16 protein-coding genes are annotated in these 14,105 nt (G+C 59.9%); 9 read left to right on the top strand and 7 right to left on the bottom strand.

All coding sequences use genetic code 11. The features are described from left to right. The first annotated feature begins 26 nt into the window (after positions 1 to 26). Positions 27 to 977: a homoserine kinase gene (locus ACXPVS_RS15510; RefSeq protein ID WP_458510714.1), complete on the top strand. Its 951-nt coding sequence runs from the start codon at positions 27 to 29 to the stop codon at positions 975 to 977. Between the two features lie 53 nt (positions 978 to 1,030). Here the strand turns inward: ACXPVS_RS15510 and ACXPVS_RS15515 are convergent, their stop codons facing one another. Next, a complete protein-coding gene (locus ACXPVS_RS15515; protein WP_458510715.1) occupies positions 1,031 to 1,951 on the bottom strand; it encodes a zinc ABC transporter substrate-binding protein in 921 nt (306 codons plus the stop codon). Between the two features lie 66 nt (positions 1,952 to 2,017). Between ACXPVS_RS15515 and zur the strand changes: the two genes are divergently transcribed. Genes zur through ACXPVS_RS15535 form a run of 4 tightly spaced genes read left to right on the top strand, consistent with a single transcriptional unit; the run spans position 2,018 to position 4,820 of the window. Further along, entirely contained in the window at positions 2,018 to 2,500 is a 483-nt protein-coding gene (zur, locus tag ACXPVS_RS15520) for a zinc uptake transcriptional repressor Zur (protein WP_033059798.1), read from the top strand. Then, on the top strand, positions 2,500 to 3,285 hold the full coding sequence (gene znuC / locus ACXPVS_RS15525; protein WP_458510716.1) for a zinc ABC transporter ATP-binding protein ZnuC: 786 nt from the start codon (positions 2,500 to 2,502) through the stop codon (positions 3,283 to 3,285). The genes zur and znuC overlap by 1 nt, the downstream gene beginning before the upstream one ends. Continuing rightward, positions 3,278 to 4,066 (top strand): zinc ABC transporter permease subunit ZnuB, encoded by a 789-nt coding sequence (gene znuB / locus ACXPVS_RS15530; RefSeq protein ID WP_458510717.1) that lies wholly within the window; start codon positions 3,278 to 3,280, stop codon positions 4,064 to 4,066. Before znuC ends, znuB begins: the two co-directional genes overlap by 8 nt. Before the next feature lie 37 nt (positions 4,067 to 4,103). Continuing rightward, on the top strand, positions 4,104 to 4,820 hold the full coding sequence (locus ACXPVS_RS15535) for a PA5502 family lipoprotein (RefSeq protein ID WP_458510718.1): 717 nt from the start codon (positions 4,104 to 4,106) through the stop codon (positions 4,818 to 4,820). A gap of 68 nt (positions 4,821 to 4,888) precedes the next feature. Here ACXPVS_RS15535 and katE read toward each other — a convergent pair whose 3' ends face one another. Further along, positions 4,889 to 7,027: a catalase HPII gene (gene katE, locus ACXPVS_RS15540; protein WP_458510719.1), complete on the bottom strand. Its 2,139-nt coding sequence runs from the start codon at positions 7,025 to 7,027 to the stop codon at positions 4,889 to 4,891. A 263-nt stretch (positions 7,028 to 7,290) separates the two neighbouring features. Here katE and ACXPVS_RS15545 point away from each other — a divergent pair, with 263 nt between their 5' ends. The 3 genes from ACXPVS_RS15545 to ACXPVS_RS15555 all read left to right on the top strand — a co-directional run bounded on the left by ACXPVS_RS15545 (position 7,291) and on the right by ACXPVS_RS15555 (position 9,808). Then, positions 7,291 to 8,298, top strand: a complete 1,008-nt coding sequence (locus ACXPVS_RS15545) for a methionine ABC transporter ATP-binding protein (RefSeq protein WP_458510720.1) — start codon at positions 7,291 to 7,293, stop codon at positions 8,296 to 8,298. Beyond that, positions 8,298 to 8,972: a methionine ABC transporter permease gene (locus ACXPVS_RS15550; protein WP_458510721.1), complete on the top strand. Its 675-nt coding sequence runs from the start codon at positions 8,298 to 8,300 to the stop codon at positions 8,970 to 8,972. Before ACXPVS_RS15545 ends, ACXPVS_RS15550 begins: the two co-directional genes overlap by 1 nt. Before the next feature lie 62 nt (positions 8,973 to 9,034). Then, positions 9,035 to 9,808, top strand: coding sequence for a MetQ/NlpA family ABC transporter substrate-binding protein (locus tag ACXPVS_RS15555; protein WP_458510722.1), 774 nt, complete (start codon positions 9,035 to 9,037; stop codon positions 9,806 to 9,808). Between the two features lie 97 nt (positions 9,809 to 9,905). On the opposite strand, the gene ACXPVS_RS15560 is transcribed toward ACXPVS_RS15555, so the two are convergent. Genes ACXPVS_RS15560 through ACXPVS_RS15580 form a run of 5 tightly spaced genes read right to left on the bottom strand, consistent with a single transcriptional unit; the run spans position 9,906 to position 13,829 of the window. Continuing rightward, positions 9,906 to 10,541: an SCO family protein gene (locus ACXPVS_RS15560; RefSeq protein WP_458510723.1), complete on the bottom strand. Its 636-nt coding sequence runs from the start codon at positions 10,539 to 10,541 to the stop codon at positions 9,906 to 9,908. After that, positions 10,538 to 11,437, bottom strand: coding sequence for a heme o synthase (gene cyoE, locus ACXPVS_RS15565; protein ID WP_008152463.1), 900 nt, complete (start codon positions 11,435 to 11,437; stop codon positions 10,538 to 10,540). The genes ACXPVS_RS15560 and cyoE overlap by 4 nt, the downstream gene beginning before the upstream one ends. Next, entirely contained in the window at positions 11,425 to 12,504 is a 1,080-nt protein-coding gene (locus ACXPVS_RS15570; protein WP_458510724.1) for a COX15/CtaA family protein, read from the bottom strand. The genes cyoE and ACXPVS_RS15570 overlap by 13 nt, the downstream gene beginning before the upstream one ends. A 10-nt stretch (positions 12,505 to 12,514) precedes the next feature. Then, on the bottom strand, positions 12,515 to 13,123 hold the full coding sequence (locus tag ACXPVS_RS15575) for a hypothetical protein (RefSeq protein ID WP_458510725.1): 609 nt from the start codon (positions 13,121 to 13,123) through the stop codon (positions 12,515 to 12,517). Further along, positions 13,089 to 13,829: an SURF1 family protein gene (locus ACXPVS_RS15580; protein WP_458510726.1), complete on the bottom strand. Its 741-nt coding sequence runs from the start codon at positions 13,827 to 13,829 to the stop codon at positions 13,089 to 13,091. Before ACXPVS_RS15580 ends, ACXPVS_RS15575 begins: the two co-directional genes overlap by 35 nt. Positions 13,830 to 13,899: 70 nt before the next feature. On the opposite strand from ACXPVS_RS15580, the gene ACXPVS_RS15585 reads away from it, so the two are divergent. Beyond that, positions 13,900 to 14,103 carry a twin transmembrane helix small protein gene (locus ACXPVS_RS15585; RefSeq protein ID WP_458510727.1) on the top strand — a complete coding sequence of 68 codons (204 nt, stop codon included), beginning with the start codon at positions 13,900 to 13,902 and terminating at the stop codon, positions 14,101 to 14,103. Positions 14,104 to 14,105: the final 2 nt, after the last annotated feature.

Genomic DNA, 14,105 nt, shown 5'->3' on the forward strand with positions numbered 1-14,105 from the left:
GCAGCGCCCGTACTGGCAGTTCAAACATGTCTGTGTTCACCCCACTGGCTCGGCCCGAGCTGGAAACCTTTCTCGCCCCTTACGGGCTCGGCCGCCTGCTTGATTTCCAGGGGATTGCCGCCGGTAGCGAAAACACCAATTTCTTCATCAGCCTGGAGCAAGGCGAATTTGTCCTGACCCTGGTTGAGCGTGGTCCGGTTCAGGAGATGCCGTTCTTCATAGAACTGCTCGACGTGCTACACGAGGCCGACCTGCCCGTGCCTTACGCCTTGCGCACCACCGACGGCGTCGCCTTGCGCGAACTGGCCGGCAAACCTGCGCTGTTGCAGCCACGTCTGGCCGGCAAGCACATCAAGGAAGCCAATGCGCAGCATTGCGCTCAGGTGGGCAAGTTGCTCGGTCATCTGCACCTTGCGACCCAGGCCAACATGATCAAGCGCAAGACTGATCGCGGCCTGGACTGGATGCTTGAAGAGGGCACGCAGTTGCTGTCGCACCTCAATGCCGAGCAAAGCGATCTGCTGCAACGGGCTCTGGACGAAATCACACAGCACAAGACGGAAATTCTGGCGCTGCCGCGAGCCAATATCCACGCCGACCTGTTTCGCGATAACGCGATGTTCGAAGGCACGCACCTGACCGGGTTGATCGATTTCTATAACGCGTGTTCGGGGCCGATGCTCTACGACGTGGCGATCGCCTTGAACGACTGGTGTTCGGACGAGAGCGGGTTGATCGACGGGCCACGAGCGAGGGCGTTGCTTGGCGCTTACGCCGCGCTGCGACCGTTCACGGCGGCCGAGGCGCAGGTGTGGCCGACCATGCTGCGCGTGGCGTGTGTGCGGTTCTGGCTGTCGCGGTTGATCGCCGCTGCGTCGTTTGCCGGGCAGGACGTGTTGATTCACGATCCGATGGAGTTCCAGCAGCGTCTGGCACAGCGGCAGCACGTCAGTACTCATTTGCCTTTCGCGCTTTAAAATCAAAAGATCGTCCGAACGCCGGTCGCGTTCGGACGATCATTTTTATGGGGTTACAACGACTCCAGACACCCCGCCAAATCATTCCCCAACTTCTCCAGCACCTGCTCATACCCCTGAGCGGTCGCCGGCGTGTACCCGCCCAACGCGTCCAGTTCCGCCAGCTTCACCGGCAGACCCGCCACCAGGGTTTCCGCCAGGCGTGGACGCAGAGGCGGTTCGCTGAACACGCAGGTTTTGCCGATTTCCTGCAATCGAATGCGCATCGCCGCGACGTGCTGGGCGCCGGGCTGGACCTCGGCGGCGACGCTGAATACGCCGGCGTGTTTGAGGCCGTAGGCGTCTTCAAAGTAGTCGAAGGCCTCGTGAAATACGAAGTACGGTTTGCCTGCGATGCCGGCCAGGCGCGCCTTCAAGCGAAGATCCATTGCATCCAGACGCTCATCGAACGCCTTGAGGTTGCTCTGATAACGCGGGGCATTGGCCGGATCGGCTGCACTCAAGTCAGCAGCCATTTTTGTGGCGATGACACGGGCGTTGGCCGGTGAAAGCCACAAGTGCGCGTCCAGACTGCCTGGGCGGTGATCGTGGTCATGCTCGTCGGCTTCTTCGGCGTGAGAATGGCTATCTTCGGCGAAATGTCGCAGTTTCAGACCCGGTAAATCCTGCACGGCGACACTGGGCAGCGTACGACCATTCAGCACGCGGGGCAGGAAACCTTCCATGCTCGGGCCGATCCAGTAAATCAGATCCACCGATTGCACCTTCCGTATGTCGGATGGGCGCAAGGCATAGTTATGAGGCGACGCACCAGGCGGCAGCAAGACTTCCGGAATCGCCAAGCCGTCCTGCACCGCTGCAGCGATCAGCTGTAGAGGCTTGATACTGGTGAGAACGTTGACTTTGGCGTGAGCTGAACTGATCAGCAGAAAACTTGCGACAAATGCGACAAAGATAGAAAAAAGTCGGGACACGATGACCACTCGAAGAGGCGAGAACGGGTAACATAATAACGTCTCTCACAAAACTCGTCGCCGCTCATGCCTAAAACACCGATTGCCAGCCGTCCCCACGACCACTCTCATTGCGTCCATAGCGCATTGTCTGAGGCCGATGCTCTGTGCGCCCGTCAAGGCCTGCGCCTGACCGCCTTGCGCCGGCGGGTGCTGGAACTGGTCTGGCAAAGCCACAAGCCGTTGGGTGCCTACGACATTCTTGCGGTACTCAGCGAGCAGGACGGGCGCCGTGCGGCACCGCCGACCGTGTACCGTGCGCTGGACTTCCTGCTGGAAAACGGCCTCGTACACCGCATCTCCTCGCTGAACGCCTTCGTCGGCTGCAATCACCCGGGACACGCCCACCAGGGCCAGTTCCTGATCTGCCGCGAATGCCACGCGGCCATCGAGCTCGAACAGAAATCCATCAGTGATGCGATCATCAGTAGCGCCAAGGATGTCGGATTTGTCGTCGAGGGCCAGACCGTTGAAGTGGTCGGCCTCTGCTCCGGTTGCCAGGGGGTTTGATGAGCAACGCGCTGATCCGCCTCGAGCAGGTTACTGTCACCTTTGCCGGGCAAAACGTGCTGGATAACATCGATCTGAGCGTCGAGCCCGGACAGATTGTTACCCTGATCGGCCCTAACGGCGCCGGCAAGACCACGCTGGTGCGCGCTGTACTCGGTCTGTTGAAACCGGACCGCGGCAGCGTGTGGCGCAAGCCGAAATTGCGGGTCGGTTATATGCCGCAAAAACTTCACGTCGATCCGACGCTGCCGCTGTCGGTGCTACGCTTCTTGCGACTGGTGCCGGGCGTGGACCGCGCTATGGCCTTGGCGGCCCTCAAGGAAGTCGGCGCCGAACAGGTGATCGACAGCCCGGTGCAAAGTGTTTCCGGAGGCGAAATGCAGCGGGTGCTGCTGGCCCGGGCATTGCTGCGCGAGCCGCAATTGCTGGTACTCGATGAACCTGTGCAAGGCGTCGATGTGGCCGGTCAGGCCGAGCTCTACGGCCTGATCACACGATTGCGCGACCGTCACGGCTGCGGGGTGTTGATGGTGTCCCACGATCTGCACCTGGTGATGAGCACCACCGACCAGGTGGTCTGCCTCAACCGTCACGTCTGCTGCTCCGGGCATCCCGAGCAAGTCAGCGGTGATCCGGCTTTCGTCGAGCTGTTCGGAAAGAACGCCCAAAGTCTGGCGATTTATCACCACCATCACGACCACGCCCATGACTTGCATGGCTCGGTGGTCAGCGCGGGCCCGTCGGCCACACCCCACGTTCACGGAGATAGCTGCAAGCATGGCTGATTTTCTGCTCTACGCCCTGCTTGCAGGCCTGGCCTTGGCGTTGGTCGCGGGCCCCTTGGGCTCGTTCGTGGTCTGGCGGCGCATGGCCTACTTCGGCGACACCCTTTCCCATGCCGCACTGCTCGGTGTGGCGCTGGGTTTTCTGCTGGATGTCAGCCCGACTGTTGCGGTCACCGTAGGCTGCCTGCTGTTGGCGGTGTTGCTGGTGACCTTGCAACAGCGCCAATCGCTGGCGTCCGACACGCTTTTGGGAATTCTCGCACCGAGCACGCTCTCTTTGGGCCTGGTCGTACTAAGCTTCATGCACGAAGTGCGGATCGACCTGATGGCTTATCTGTTCGGCGACTTGCTGGCGATCAGTCCGACCGATCTGGCCTGGATACTCGGCGGCAGCGCGGCCGTTCTGGCTTTGCTGGTGACGTTGTGGCGGCCAATGCTGGCAATCACGGTGCATGAAGAACTGGCCAGGGTTGAAGGTCTGCCGGTGGCGGCGTTGCGCTTGACCCTGATGTTGCTGATCGCTGTGGTGATTGCGGTGGCGATGAAAATCGTCGGTGTGTTGCTGATTACATCCTTGCTGATCATCCCGGCGGCTGCGGCACAACGTCACGCCCGGTCACCGGAGCAGATGGCACTGGGCGCGAGCCTGCTGGGTATGCTCGCGGTCTGTGGCGGGCTGGCGCTGTCGTGGTTCAAGGACACCCCGGCAGGCCCTTCGATTGTTGTGACGGCCGCCGCACTGTTTCTGCTGAGTTTTGTCCTGCCCCGTCGAGGGGTGTAGACTTGCTCGTTTTTTGCGCATATAGAGAGTCGCAGGAATGAAGCTGTTCGCCTCCCGTTATCTGCTCCTTGTCGCATTTTCGCTGCTACTGGGCGCTTGTCAAAGCACGCCACCGGCGGCCACCGAGGCTACCGGTGCACGGGCCACGGCCATCGCACAGCTGCAACAAAGCCTCGCCAGCAGTGAGCTGGCGACTGCCGAAGATCAACTCGTTGCCTTGCAGGCTGAGTCGGCCAATGATCAATCCCTTGAGCAATACCAGCGACAACTGGCTGAAGCTTATCTGCGCCGCAGCCAGATCGTGCTGCAAAAAGGCGATGTGAATGCCGCTGCCACGGCGCTGAGCCGCGCCCGCGCGTTGATGCCCAAGGCTCCGGCGCTGACCGGCGGGGTCAACAACGCCATCGTCAATGCCCGCAAAGCCGAACTGGATAGAGCCGAAGCTGCGCTCATGGCTGCCGAAGCCAAGCCACCGGCCAAAGTGATTGATCCGACGGCTGAAAGCACCACGGTTGCATTGAACCTGACTGATATAGCCCAGCTTCGTCGCCAACTGGATGCGATCGCCGCCGATGTGGTGAATTACCAGTGTGATGTGAGTATTCAGGCGCCACGCACCCAGGACTTCCCTTGGTTGACCACGTTACTGACCAAACGCGTGAAGAAGATCGATGCGGATTTTGATCTGAATCTGGAGAAGCAGATTCTGCGCAACATTCCTGCGCAGATGGTTCTGAGTCCACGTAGACCTTAATTGCTTCGCGAGCAGGCTCGCTCTCTCAGTCCTGCTCGCGATAGCGTCATTCCAAACGCCAAAGATATTTAGGCCGCAATTGCCTTGGCTTTCGGCTCCCTGTCCCATACCCGATGCTGCCCGATCGCGGCAAAAAACGCTTTGATCAACGTCGCATCCGTGCCCACGATCAACCCCGCATCAGCCTCCAGCTTCAACACATCCAGCAACTGTTTGGCCTCGCCTTGCAGTGCAATCGCCTTCAAGTGCTTGTACGCCTCCAGCACGTAATGCAGCGCCACGCCGTCAGTGCTCAACGCCTTGATCGACGCCGCGCCACCGGGCACAAACACCGCATCGAACGCCACCGAAGGCAAGCCTTCCATCGAGGCATCGACCGGCAGCGTCTTGCCATCGGCGGTGGTCACCGGAGCAGACGTCGGGCCGAGCAGTTTGGCGTGCGCACCTTCTGCCTTCAGCGCTTTTTTCATGGCATCAATCGCTGCACCATCGACGCCATTGGCTGCCAGGATTGCTACTTTGCGGGTTTTGATATCCGCTGGCAGCAGGTTGGCCTGACTCAGGGCCGGCGAGCGATCCGGTGAGGTTTTGCGTACGTCGACCGTCCCGGCTTTGGGTGCGGGCAACCCCAGGTTCTGCGCCACGCGCTTAGCCAGTTCCAGATCGATGTTGGCCAGAATCTCATTCACCTGGCGCGCGCGGATGAACTCCCGCTCAACCTTGCCCAACTCGAAGCTGTAAGCCGAGATGATGTGCTCCTGCTCGTGCTTGCTCATGCTGTGGAAAAACAGCCGCGCCTGGGAGAAGTGGTCGCTGAAGGATTCGCTGCGCTGACGGATCTTGTCGGCGTCGATGCGCTCTGGGTAACTTTCAAAGCCGCCATCTTGTGCTGACGGCGGCGTTTCTTTCGGCCAACCGCTATCAATGGAGTTCGGCTCATAGGACGCGCGGCCCTTGTCGATGGTGGTGCGATGCAGTGCATCCCGTTGACCATTGTGGAACGGGGCCACCGGGCGGTTGATCGGGATCTCGTGAAAATTCGGCCCGCCGAGTCGGCTGATTTGCGTATCGGTGTAGGAAAACAGTCGACCTTGCAGCAATGGATCGTTGGAAAAGTCGATCCCCGGCACGATATGCCCAGGGCAGAAGGCGACCTGTTCGGTTTCGGCGAAGAAGTTATCGGGGTTACGGTTGAGGGTCATCTTGCCCAGGGGGGTGATCGGCACCAGTTCTTCCGGAATCAGCTTGGTCGGGTCAAGGATGTCGAAGTCGAATTTATGTTCGTTTTCCTCCTCGATGATCTGTACGCCCAGTTCCCATTCCGGGTAGTCGCCCATCTCGATCGACTCCCAGAGGTCGCGACGGTGGAAGTCCGTGTCTTTACCGGCGAGTTTTTGCGCTTCATCCCACACCAGCGAACAGGTCCCGGCAGTGGGGCGCCAGTGGAATTTGACGAAACGCGATTTACCTTCGGCATTGATCAGGCGGAAGGTGTGCACGCCGAAGCCTTGCATGCTGCGCAGGCTTTTCGGGATCGCCCGGTCGGACATGGCCCAGATCACCATGTGCGCCGACTCCGGTACCAGGGACACAAAATCCCAAAAGGTATCGTGAGCCGAACCACCGGTGGGCATCTCATTGTGCGGCTCGGGTTTCACCGCATGCACGAAATCAGGAAACTTGATCGCGTCCTGAATGAAAAACACCGGCATGTTGTTGCCCACCAGGTCGAAGTTGCCTTCGTCGGTGAAAAACTTCACCGCGAAGCCTCGTACGTCCCGCACGGTATCGCCCGACCCGCGAGGGCCCTGCACGGTGGAGAAACGGACAAAAACCGGAGTTTTCTTCGCTGGGTCCTGTAGGAACCCGGCCTTGGTCAGCACGGAATGGGTTTCATAGCTCTGGAAGTAGCCGTGAGCGCCGGTGCCGCGGGCGTGGACGATGCGCTCGGGAATGCGTTCATGGTCAAAGTGCGTGATCTTTTCACGCATGATGAAGTCTTCCAGCAACGATGGCCCGCGGGCGCCGGCTTTCAACGTGTTCTGGTTGTCCGAGACTTTCACGCCCTGGTTGGTGCGCAGGGCCTGTTCGGTCGCGTCGGAGCGAAATGGCTCCAGGCTGTCGAGCTTGGCATTGGTGTTAGCGCGGTCCGGGGTATCGGTGCCGGCCAGTGCGCTTTTGGTTGCGGCAGGTTTTTTAGTACTCATCAGGCAAAACTCCTCGTTGCGATTCCCGCCGTAGCCAGGACTCTTGAGCAATACCCCAGGCACGGACCGGGGGCGTTTTCGAGTTGCCTAATTAGTGACTGATGACGTTTTGCGCCGTTCCTTTTTTCTAACCTTTGATCGCGTTATTGCCAAATGGAAGGTTGAATGCGCAATAAATGCTAATAACCTCTATACGGACAAGCTAAAATGCGCGCCCGGCTAACCGCTGATCCTTTTCCAACGCGCCCCACAAGGTTCGCTACGTGATCGAGTTTCAAAACGTCCACAAAACTTACCGCGTCGCCGGTAAGGATATTCCCGCCCTGCATCCGACCAATCTGACGATTGAGAACGGTCAGGTCTTCGGTCTGATCGGCCATTCCGGTGCGGGGAAAAGTACCCTGCTGCGTCTGATCAATCGCCTGGAAGAGTCCAGTGGCGGCAAGATATTCGTCGACGGCGAAGAAGTCACTGCGCTCGACGCCAACAGCCTGCGACGCTTCCGTCAGCAAGTCGGGATGATTTTCCAGCACTTCAACTTGCTGGCGTCCAAGACCGTGGCCGACAACGTCGCGCTGCCACTGACCCTGGCCGGTGAACTGTCGCGCGGCGACATCGACCGGCGTGTGGCCGAATTGCTGGCGCGGGTCGGCCTGTCCGACCACGCCAAGAAGTACCCGGCGCAGTTGTCCGGTGGCCAGAAGCAGCGTGTCGGCATCGCCCGCGCTCTGGCGACCAAGCCGAAAATCCTGCTGTGCGACGAAGCCACCAGCGCACTGGACCCGCAGACCACTGCATCGGTCCTGCAATTGCTGGCCGAGATCAATCGCGAGCTGAAGTTGACCATTGTGTTGATCACCCACGAGATGGACGTGATCCGCCGGGTCTGCGACCAGGTCGCGGTGATGGACGCTGGCGTAATCGTCGAGCAAGGTTCGGTGGCCGAGGTGTTCCTGCATCCGAAGCACCCGACCACCAAGCGCTTTGTGCAAGAAGACGATCAGATCGACGAAAGTGAACAGCGTGATGATTTCGCTCACGTTCCCGGTCGCATCGTGCGTCTGACCTTCCAGGGCGAAGCGACCTACGCACCATTGCTGGGGACCGTCGCTAGGGAAACGGGTGTGGACTACAGTATTTTGGCCGGGCGTATCGACCGCATCAAAGACGTGCCCTACGGGCAACTGACCCTGGCGGTTACCGGCGGCGACATGGAAGCGGCGTTCGCCCGTTTCACCGCGGCTGACGTCCACATGGAGGTGCTGCGCTGATGGAAGGTTTGTTGCATTACTTCGATAAGGTTGACTGGGTTGATATCTGGGTTGCCACCAGCGACACCATGATCATGCTCAGCTCCTCTCTATTGTTCACTGTGCTCCTGGGGCTGCCGCTGGGCATCCTGCTGTTCCTGTGCAGTCCAAGGCAATTGCTTGAGCAAAAAAACGTCTATTCGGTGCTGTCTTTCGTAGTCAACGCGATACGTTCACTGCCGTTTATCATCCTGCTGATCGTGATGATTCCAACCACTATTCTCATCACAGGCACGTCCTTGGGTGTGGCTGGCGCTATTCCACCGCTGGTGGTCGGCGCTTCGACCTTCTTTGCCCGGCTGGTTGAAACCGCCTTGCGCGAAGTGGACCGCGGCATTATCGAGGCAACGCAGGCGATGGGTGCAACGACTCGGCAGATCGTCATGAAGGCCCTGTTGCCCGAAGCCCGTCCTGGAATCATCGCGGCGATCACAGTGACCGCCATTGCGTTGGTAGGCTATACGGCCATGGCCGGTGTGGTAGGCGCAGGGGGCTTGGGTGACCTTGCTATTCGCTACGGGTATCAGCGGTTTCAGGACGACGTGATGGTTGTCACCGTTGTGATGCTGATCGTGTTAGTTCAAATTTTGCAGACAATCGGCGATAAATTGGTTGTCCACTTCTCTCGTAAATGACAGTTGAGCCGGCCATTTGCTGGCAGGCGCTACATACAGGCGCCTCACAAGGAGTTAGCTGAATGAAAAAACTACTCGTAGCGCTCGCAGCCGTTGCAGCGTTCTCTGCTCAGGCCGATGAAACCCTGACCGTCGCGGCCACCCCGGTCCCGCACGCAGAAATCCTCGAATTCGTGAAACCGGCCCTGGCCAAAGAAGGCGTGGACCTGAAGGTCAAAGTCTTCACCGACTACATCCAGCCGAACGTGCAGGTAGCCGAAAAGCGTCTGGATGCCAATTTCTTCCAGCACCAGCCGTACCTCGATGAATTCAACAAGGCCAAGGGCACCAATCTGGTGGCCGTGGTCGGTGTGCACCTGGAACCGCTGGGCGCTTACTCCAGCAAGTACAAAGCGCTGGCCGAGCTTCCAGGCGGCGCCAATGTGGTGATCCCGAACGACGCCACCAACGGCGGCCGTGCGCTGTTGCTGCTGGCGAAGGCTGGCCTGATCAAGTTGAAGGATTCGAACAACATCCTGGCGACTGTGAAGGACATCACCGAGAACCCCAAGGACCTGAAATTCCGTGAACTGGAAGCGGCGACCATCCCGCGCGTGCTGACCCAGGTCGACCTGGCACTGATCAACACCAACTACGCGCTGGAAGCCAAGCTTGATCCGTCCAAGGACGCGCTCGTTATCGAAGGCAACGACTCGCCTTACGTGAACATCCTCGTTGCCCGTCCGGACGACAAGGACAGCGAAGCGATGAGGAAGCTGATTGCTGCCCTTCACAGCCCGCAAGTGAAAGCCTTCATCCTCGAGAAGTACAAAGGTGCGGTATTGCCGGCGTTCTGATTTAACCCGCTACACCTGATCGTTCCCACGCCGAGCGGGGAACGATCAGGTACAAAAAACCGCAGCCATAAGCTGCGGTTTTTTTGGGCCTGTCGAATTATTTGCGGTTCAGCATCACTGGCAACTGCGTCACCAATTTCACGTTGTTCAACGGTGCCCGAATGAACCCGCGTTGCGTCCCGTCCGGCCCGATCACCGCCAGGTTGCCACTGTGGTCAACGGTGTAATTCGGCTTGCTGGTGTCCGCTGGAATGAACGGAATACTCACCGCGTTGGCCAGTTTCTGGATGTCTTCCACCGACGAAGCCGTCAGCCCTTTGAACTGTGGATCGAAGTAGCTCAGGTACTGCTTGAGCTGCTGGGGGGTGTCGCGATTCGGGTCGACGCTGACCAGAATGATCTGCAACTTATCCGCAGCCTCTGGCGGCAGCTCGCTCTTGATCTGACGCAGTTGGGCGAGGGTGGTCGGGCAGATGTCCGGGCAAAAGGTGTAGCCGAAGAACAGCAGCGACCATTTGTCTTTCAGCTCGTTGACCGCCACTGGCTTGCCGTCCTGGTCGGTCATTGTCACGGCCGGCAGGTTGCGGCTTTGTGGCAGCAGAATGATCCCGGCATCGATCAGAGCGGTCGGGTCGCCCTGGCCTTTGCCAGACAGCACTTTGTTGATGGTCAGGCCCAGGACCAGCGCGATCAGGGCAACGAGGATGAAGACGGTTTTCTGGGTTCGAGTCATAGGTTCAACAGTAAGTAGTGGTCTACGAGCAGCGCGATAAACAGCAGGAACAAGTAGTAAATAGAGTACTTGAACGTGTTGATCGCCGCGTGCGGCCGAGTGCCACGGTACAGCACCACGGCCCATTGCAGAAACCTCGCGCCAAGTCCCAGCGCGCAAATCAGGTAGAGCACGCCGCTCATGTGGATCACGTACGGCATCAGGCTCACGGCCAGCAGCGCGAAGGTATAAAGCAGGATGTGGACTTTGGTGTAGTGCTCGCCATGGGTCACCGGCAGCATCGGGATGTCGGCCTTGGCGTATTCCTCTTTGCGGTGAATGGCCAGGGCCCAGAAGTGCGGCGGGGTCCAGGCGAAGATGATCAGCACCAACAGCAAGGGTTCGGCGCTGACATGGCCGGTGGCGGCGGTCCAGCCGAGCAGTGGCGGGGCGGCTCCAGCCAGGCCTCCGATGACGATGTTTTGCGGCGTCGCGCGCTTCAGGAAACCGGTGTAGACCACCGCATAGCCGAGCAGCGAGGCCAGGGTCAGCCACGCCGTCAGTGGATTGGTGAAGGCCAGCAGTATGGCTTGCCCAAGCACCGCCAATACCAAGGCAAACGTCAGGGCCGCCGCCGGCGACACCCGGCCTTCGGCCAGGGGACGTTTGTGTGTGCGGGCCATGACCGCATCGATGCGTCGGTCCACCACATGATTAACGGCTGCCGCACCACCGGCACACAAGGCGATCCCCAGATTGCCGAACACCAGCACCGTCCACGGCACCCCGGCACGGGTCGCGAGGAACATGCCGACCAGCGAGGTGATGAGCATCAGCACCACCACTTTCGGCTTGGTCAGCTCCAGGTAGTCACGCCAGATCGCCTGACTGTGACGTGCGCCGATCAGAGTCGCCATGGCATCTCTCCTTTTATTGTTATGGCCCCGGCTGAGTGTTTACGCGGGCTGAACCGCCAGCGTGCAGGGGGTTGCTGCTTGACCCGAACCAGGCTGGTTCGCGCGTGATAATTGACCAGCACCATCGTCAGCAAGAGTGCCGCGCCGCCCGCGTTGTGCGCGACGGCCACTGGCAGTGGCAGGTGAAACAGCACATTGCTGATGCCGAGGGTGATTTGTGCGGCGAGAGCAATCAGCACCAGCCCGGCCAGGCGTGTCATGCCGACCACCTTCAGTTGCCACGCCAACCCGAGCAGCACCAGCGTCACTAATAGTGCACCGATGCGGTGAGTCAGATGAATCGCGGTGCGGGCATCACTGTCCAGTTGCCCGCCGAGGTAATTGGGGCCGATGTGTTGGGACAGGTGAAAACCGTTGGCGAAGTCCGCGGGCGGTAGCCATTGCCCATGACAGGTCGGGAAGTCGATACAGGCCACCGCCGCGTAGTTGGAACTGACCCATCCACCCAAGGCAATTTGCAGGATTACCAGCAGCAACCCGGCGGTCGCCCAGTATTGCAAACGCCGTGGCACGGTCAGCGCCGGCAACACGCCGGACAATCGCAAGGTCAGCAAAAACAGCAGGCTCAACGTCGCAAAACCACCGAGTAAATGCCCGGTGACCACTTGCGGCCAAAGCTTGAGCGTCACCGTCCACATGCCGAACGCGGCCTGGGTGAACACCACGGCGAGCAGGAACAACGGCAACTTCACCGGCAGCCCCGGATGACGACGATGGACCCAGGCGCGACCCGCCAGCACCGAGATCAGCAGCCCCAACGTGCCGGCGAAGTAGCGGTGAACCATCTCGTTCCAGCCCTTATGGGCTTCGACGGGAGCGTCGGGGAAATGCAGTTCGGCATGGGCCAATTGAACTTCGCCTTTCGGCACGCTGATAAAGCCATAGCAACCCGGCCAGTCCGGGCAGCCGAGCCCGGCGTGGGTCAGGCGGGTGTAGGCACCGAGCAACACCACAATCAGTGCCAGTAAGGTGGCAAACAGCGCGAGGCGAAATCCAGGTTTGGCCATGACGATGCCCTTATCCGATGTTCGACAGTTTCAGCAGATGACGCAGGTCGTTGAGCAAGTCCTTACCCTTCACCGTCGGGTCGTAGCGCAGCACCAGATTGCCGTGAGGGTCGATGACCCACAGCTGTGGTGCGGGCTTGTCCCCGGTGCCGGCGGTTGTGTTGAAGGTACTGAAGGTGGCGAGGTCCAGGGGATAGCGCTGCAATTGAGGATATTCGCGCGTCAGCTTGGCGTCGTATTCACTGCTCAGCGGTTGTGCGGCCGCCAAGGCATGACTGGCGCGCCCGGCATCACGGCCGAGGCCGATCTGGATCTGCCGCGCCAGGTACACCAGTTGCTGGCAGTCCACCGAGCAATCCTTGGGCGCGGTCACCAGTATCTGCCACCGATCCTCCTGCGCCTGTACGCCGAGGTCGGCGCGGGTCTGGCCGTTGCCGATCAGTTCGCCGTGATAGCTGCGACCTTCCGGTACCCAGAACTGCAATTTGTACATGCCGGTGGCGAGGATCATCGGACCGATCACCCCAAGCAGGATCAGCAGTAACTGCAGGCGACCTTTACGCCGACTCGCCGGCGTTTTCGCCTCAGATATGTTGGGTGGATTCATGGCCGCTCCCATGGTGTTTCTCCTTTGCGTTGTGCCAGCCGAGATAGAGATAGAGGCCAAACAGGGCGATCGACATGGCGAACCACTGCACGGCATAAGCCAGGTGTTTTTCCGGCCCCATGGCCACCACCGGCCAATCGGCCTGGTAGGACGCGGGGCTGTTTTCTGCGCGTAATGGGTAGGTAAAACCTTCGCGATCCAGCGCCGTCCAGAGCTTGACTGGCTCGACCGCGGTGATCAGTTGTGGCCAGGTCGTGGTGTTCGGGTCGGCGTGCAACTGGAACGTGGCACCGGGGGAGACGTAGACCCAGGCAACGAGACTCAAGGCCTGAGTCGGTGTGGTGAATTGCGGTGGGGTGCGCCGATCCGGCCACGGCAGCCAGCCGCGATTGACCAGCAACCAGAGCCCGGTCGCCTGATCCTGAAACGGTTGCAGCAGTTCGACACCAACCTTGCCGCTGCGCTGACGGTTATCCAGCAACAGGCTGTGTGCGGCATCGAACTGGCCGTGCAGATGTACCCGGCGGAAGGCCGGATCTGCGCTGTGTTGCAGCTCGGTGCTGGCCATCGGTTCAGCTGCGCGGCGCTCGGCGTAGCTTTGCAGCAGCGCGCTTTTCTCTGCGCCCCGGCTCAATTGCCAGAACCCGAGTGACACCAGCATGGGCAACAACACCGCGACCACCAGAGTCGGCACGATGCCCGGCCGGAAACGCTTCATGGCGTCGCCAGAAAGTCGCTAGTCGCGATCGCTATACTCAAGTGCATCGCCTTTCCCCCGGAGTTTCACCATGCTCAAAGCAGCCATCGTCCTGATGCTGATTGCCACGGTTGTCAGCCTGTTCAGCGGCCTGTTTTTTTTGGTCAAGGACGACAGTCGCTCGAACCGCCTCGTCATTGCCTTGAGTGTTCGTGTTGCCCTGGCCGCCATTACCGTCGGCTTGATTGCCTGGGGTTTTTTCAGCGGCCAGTTGGTGTCGCACGTACCGTGGTAAGC

This window comes from Pseudomonas sp. Ma2-10, from assembly GCF_054330215.1.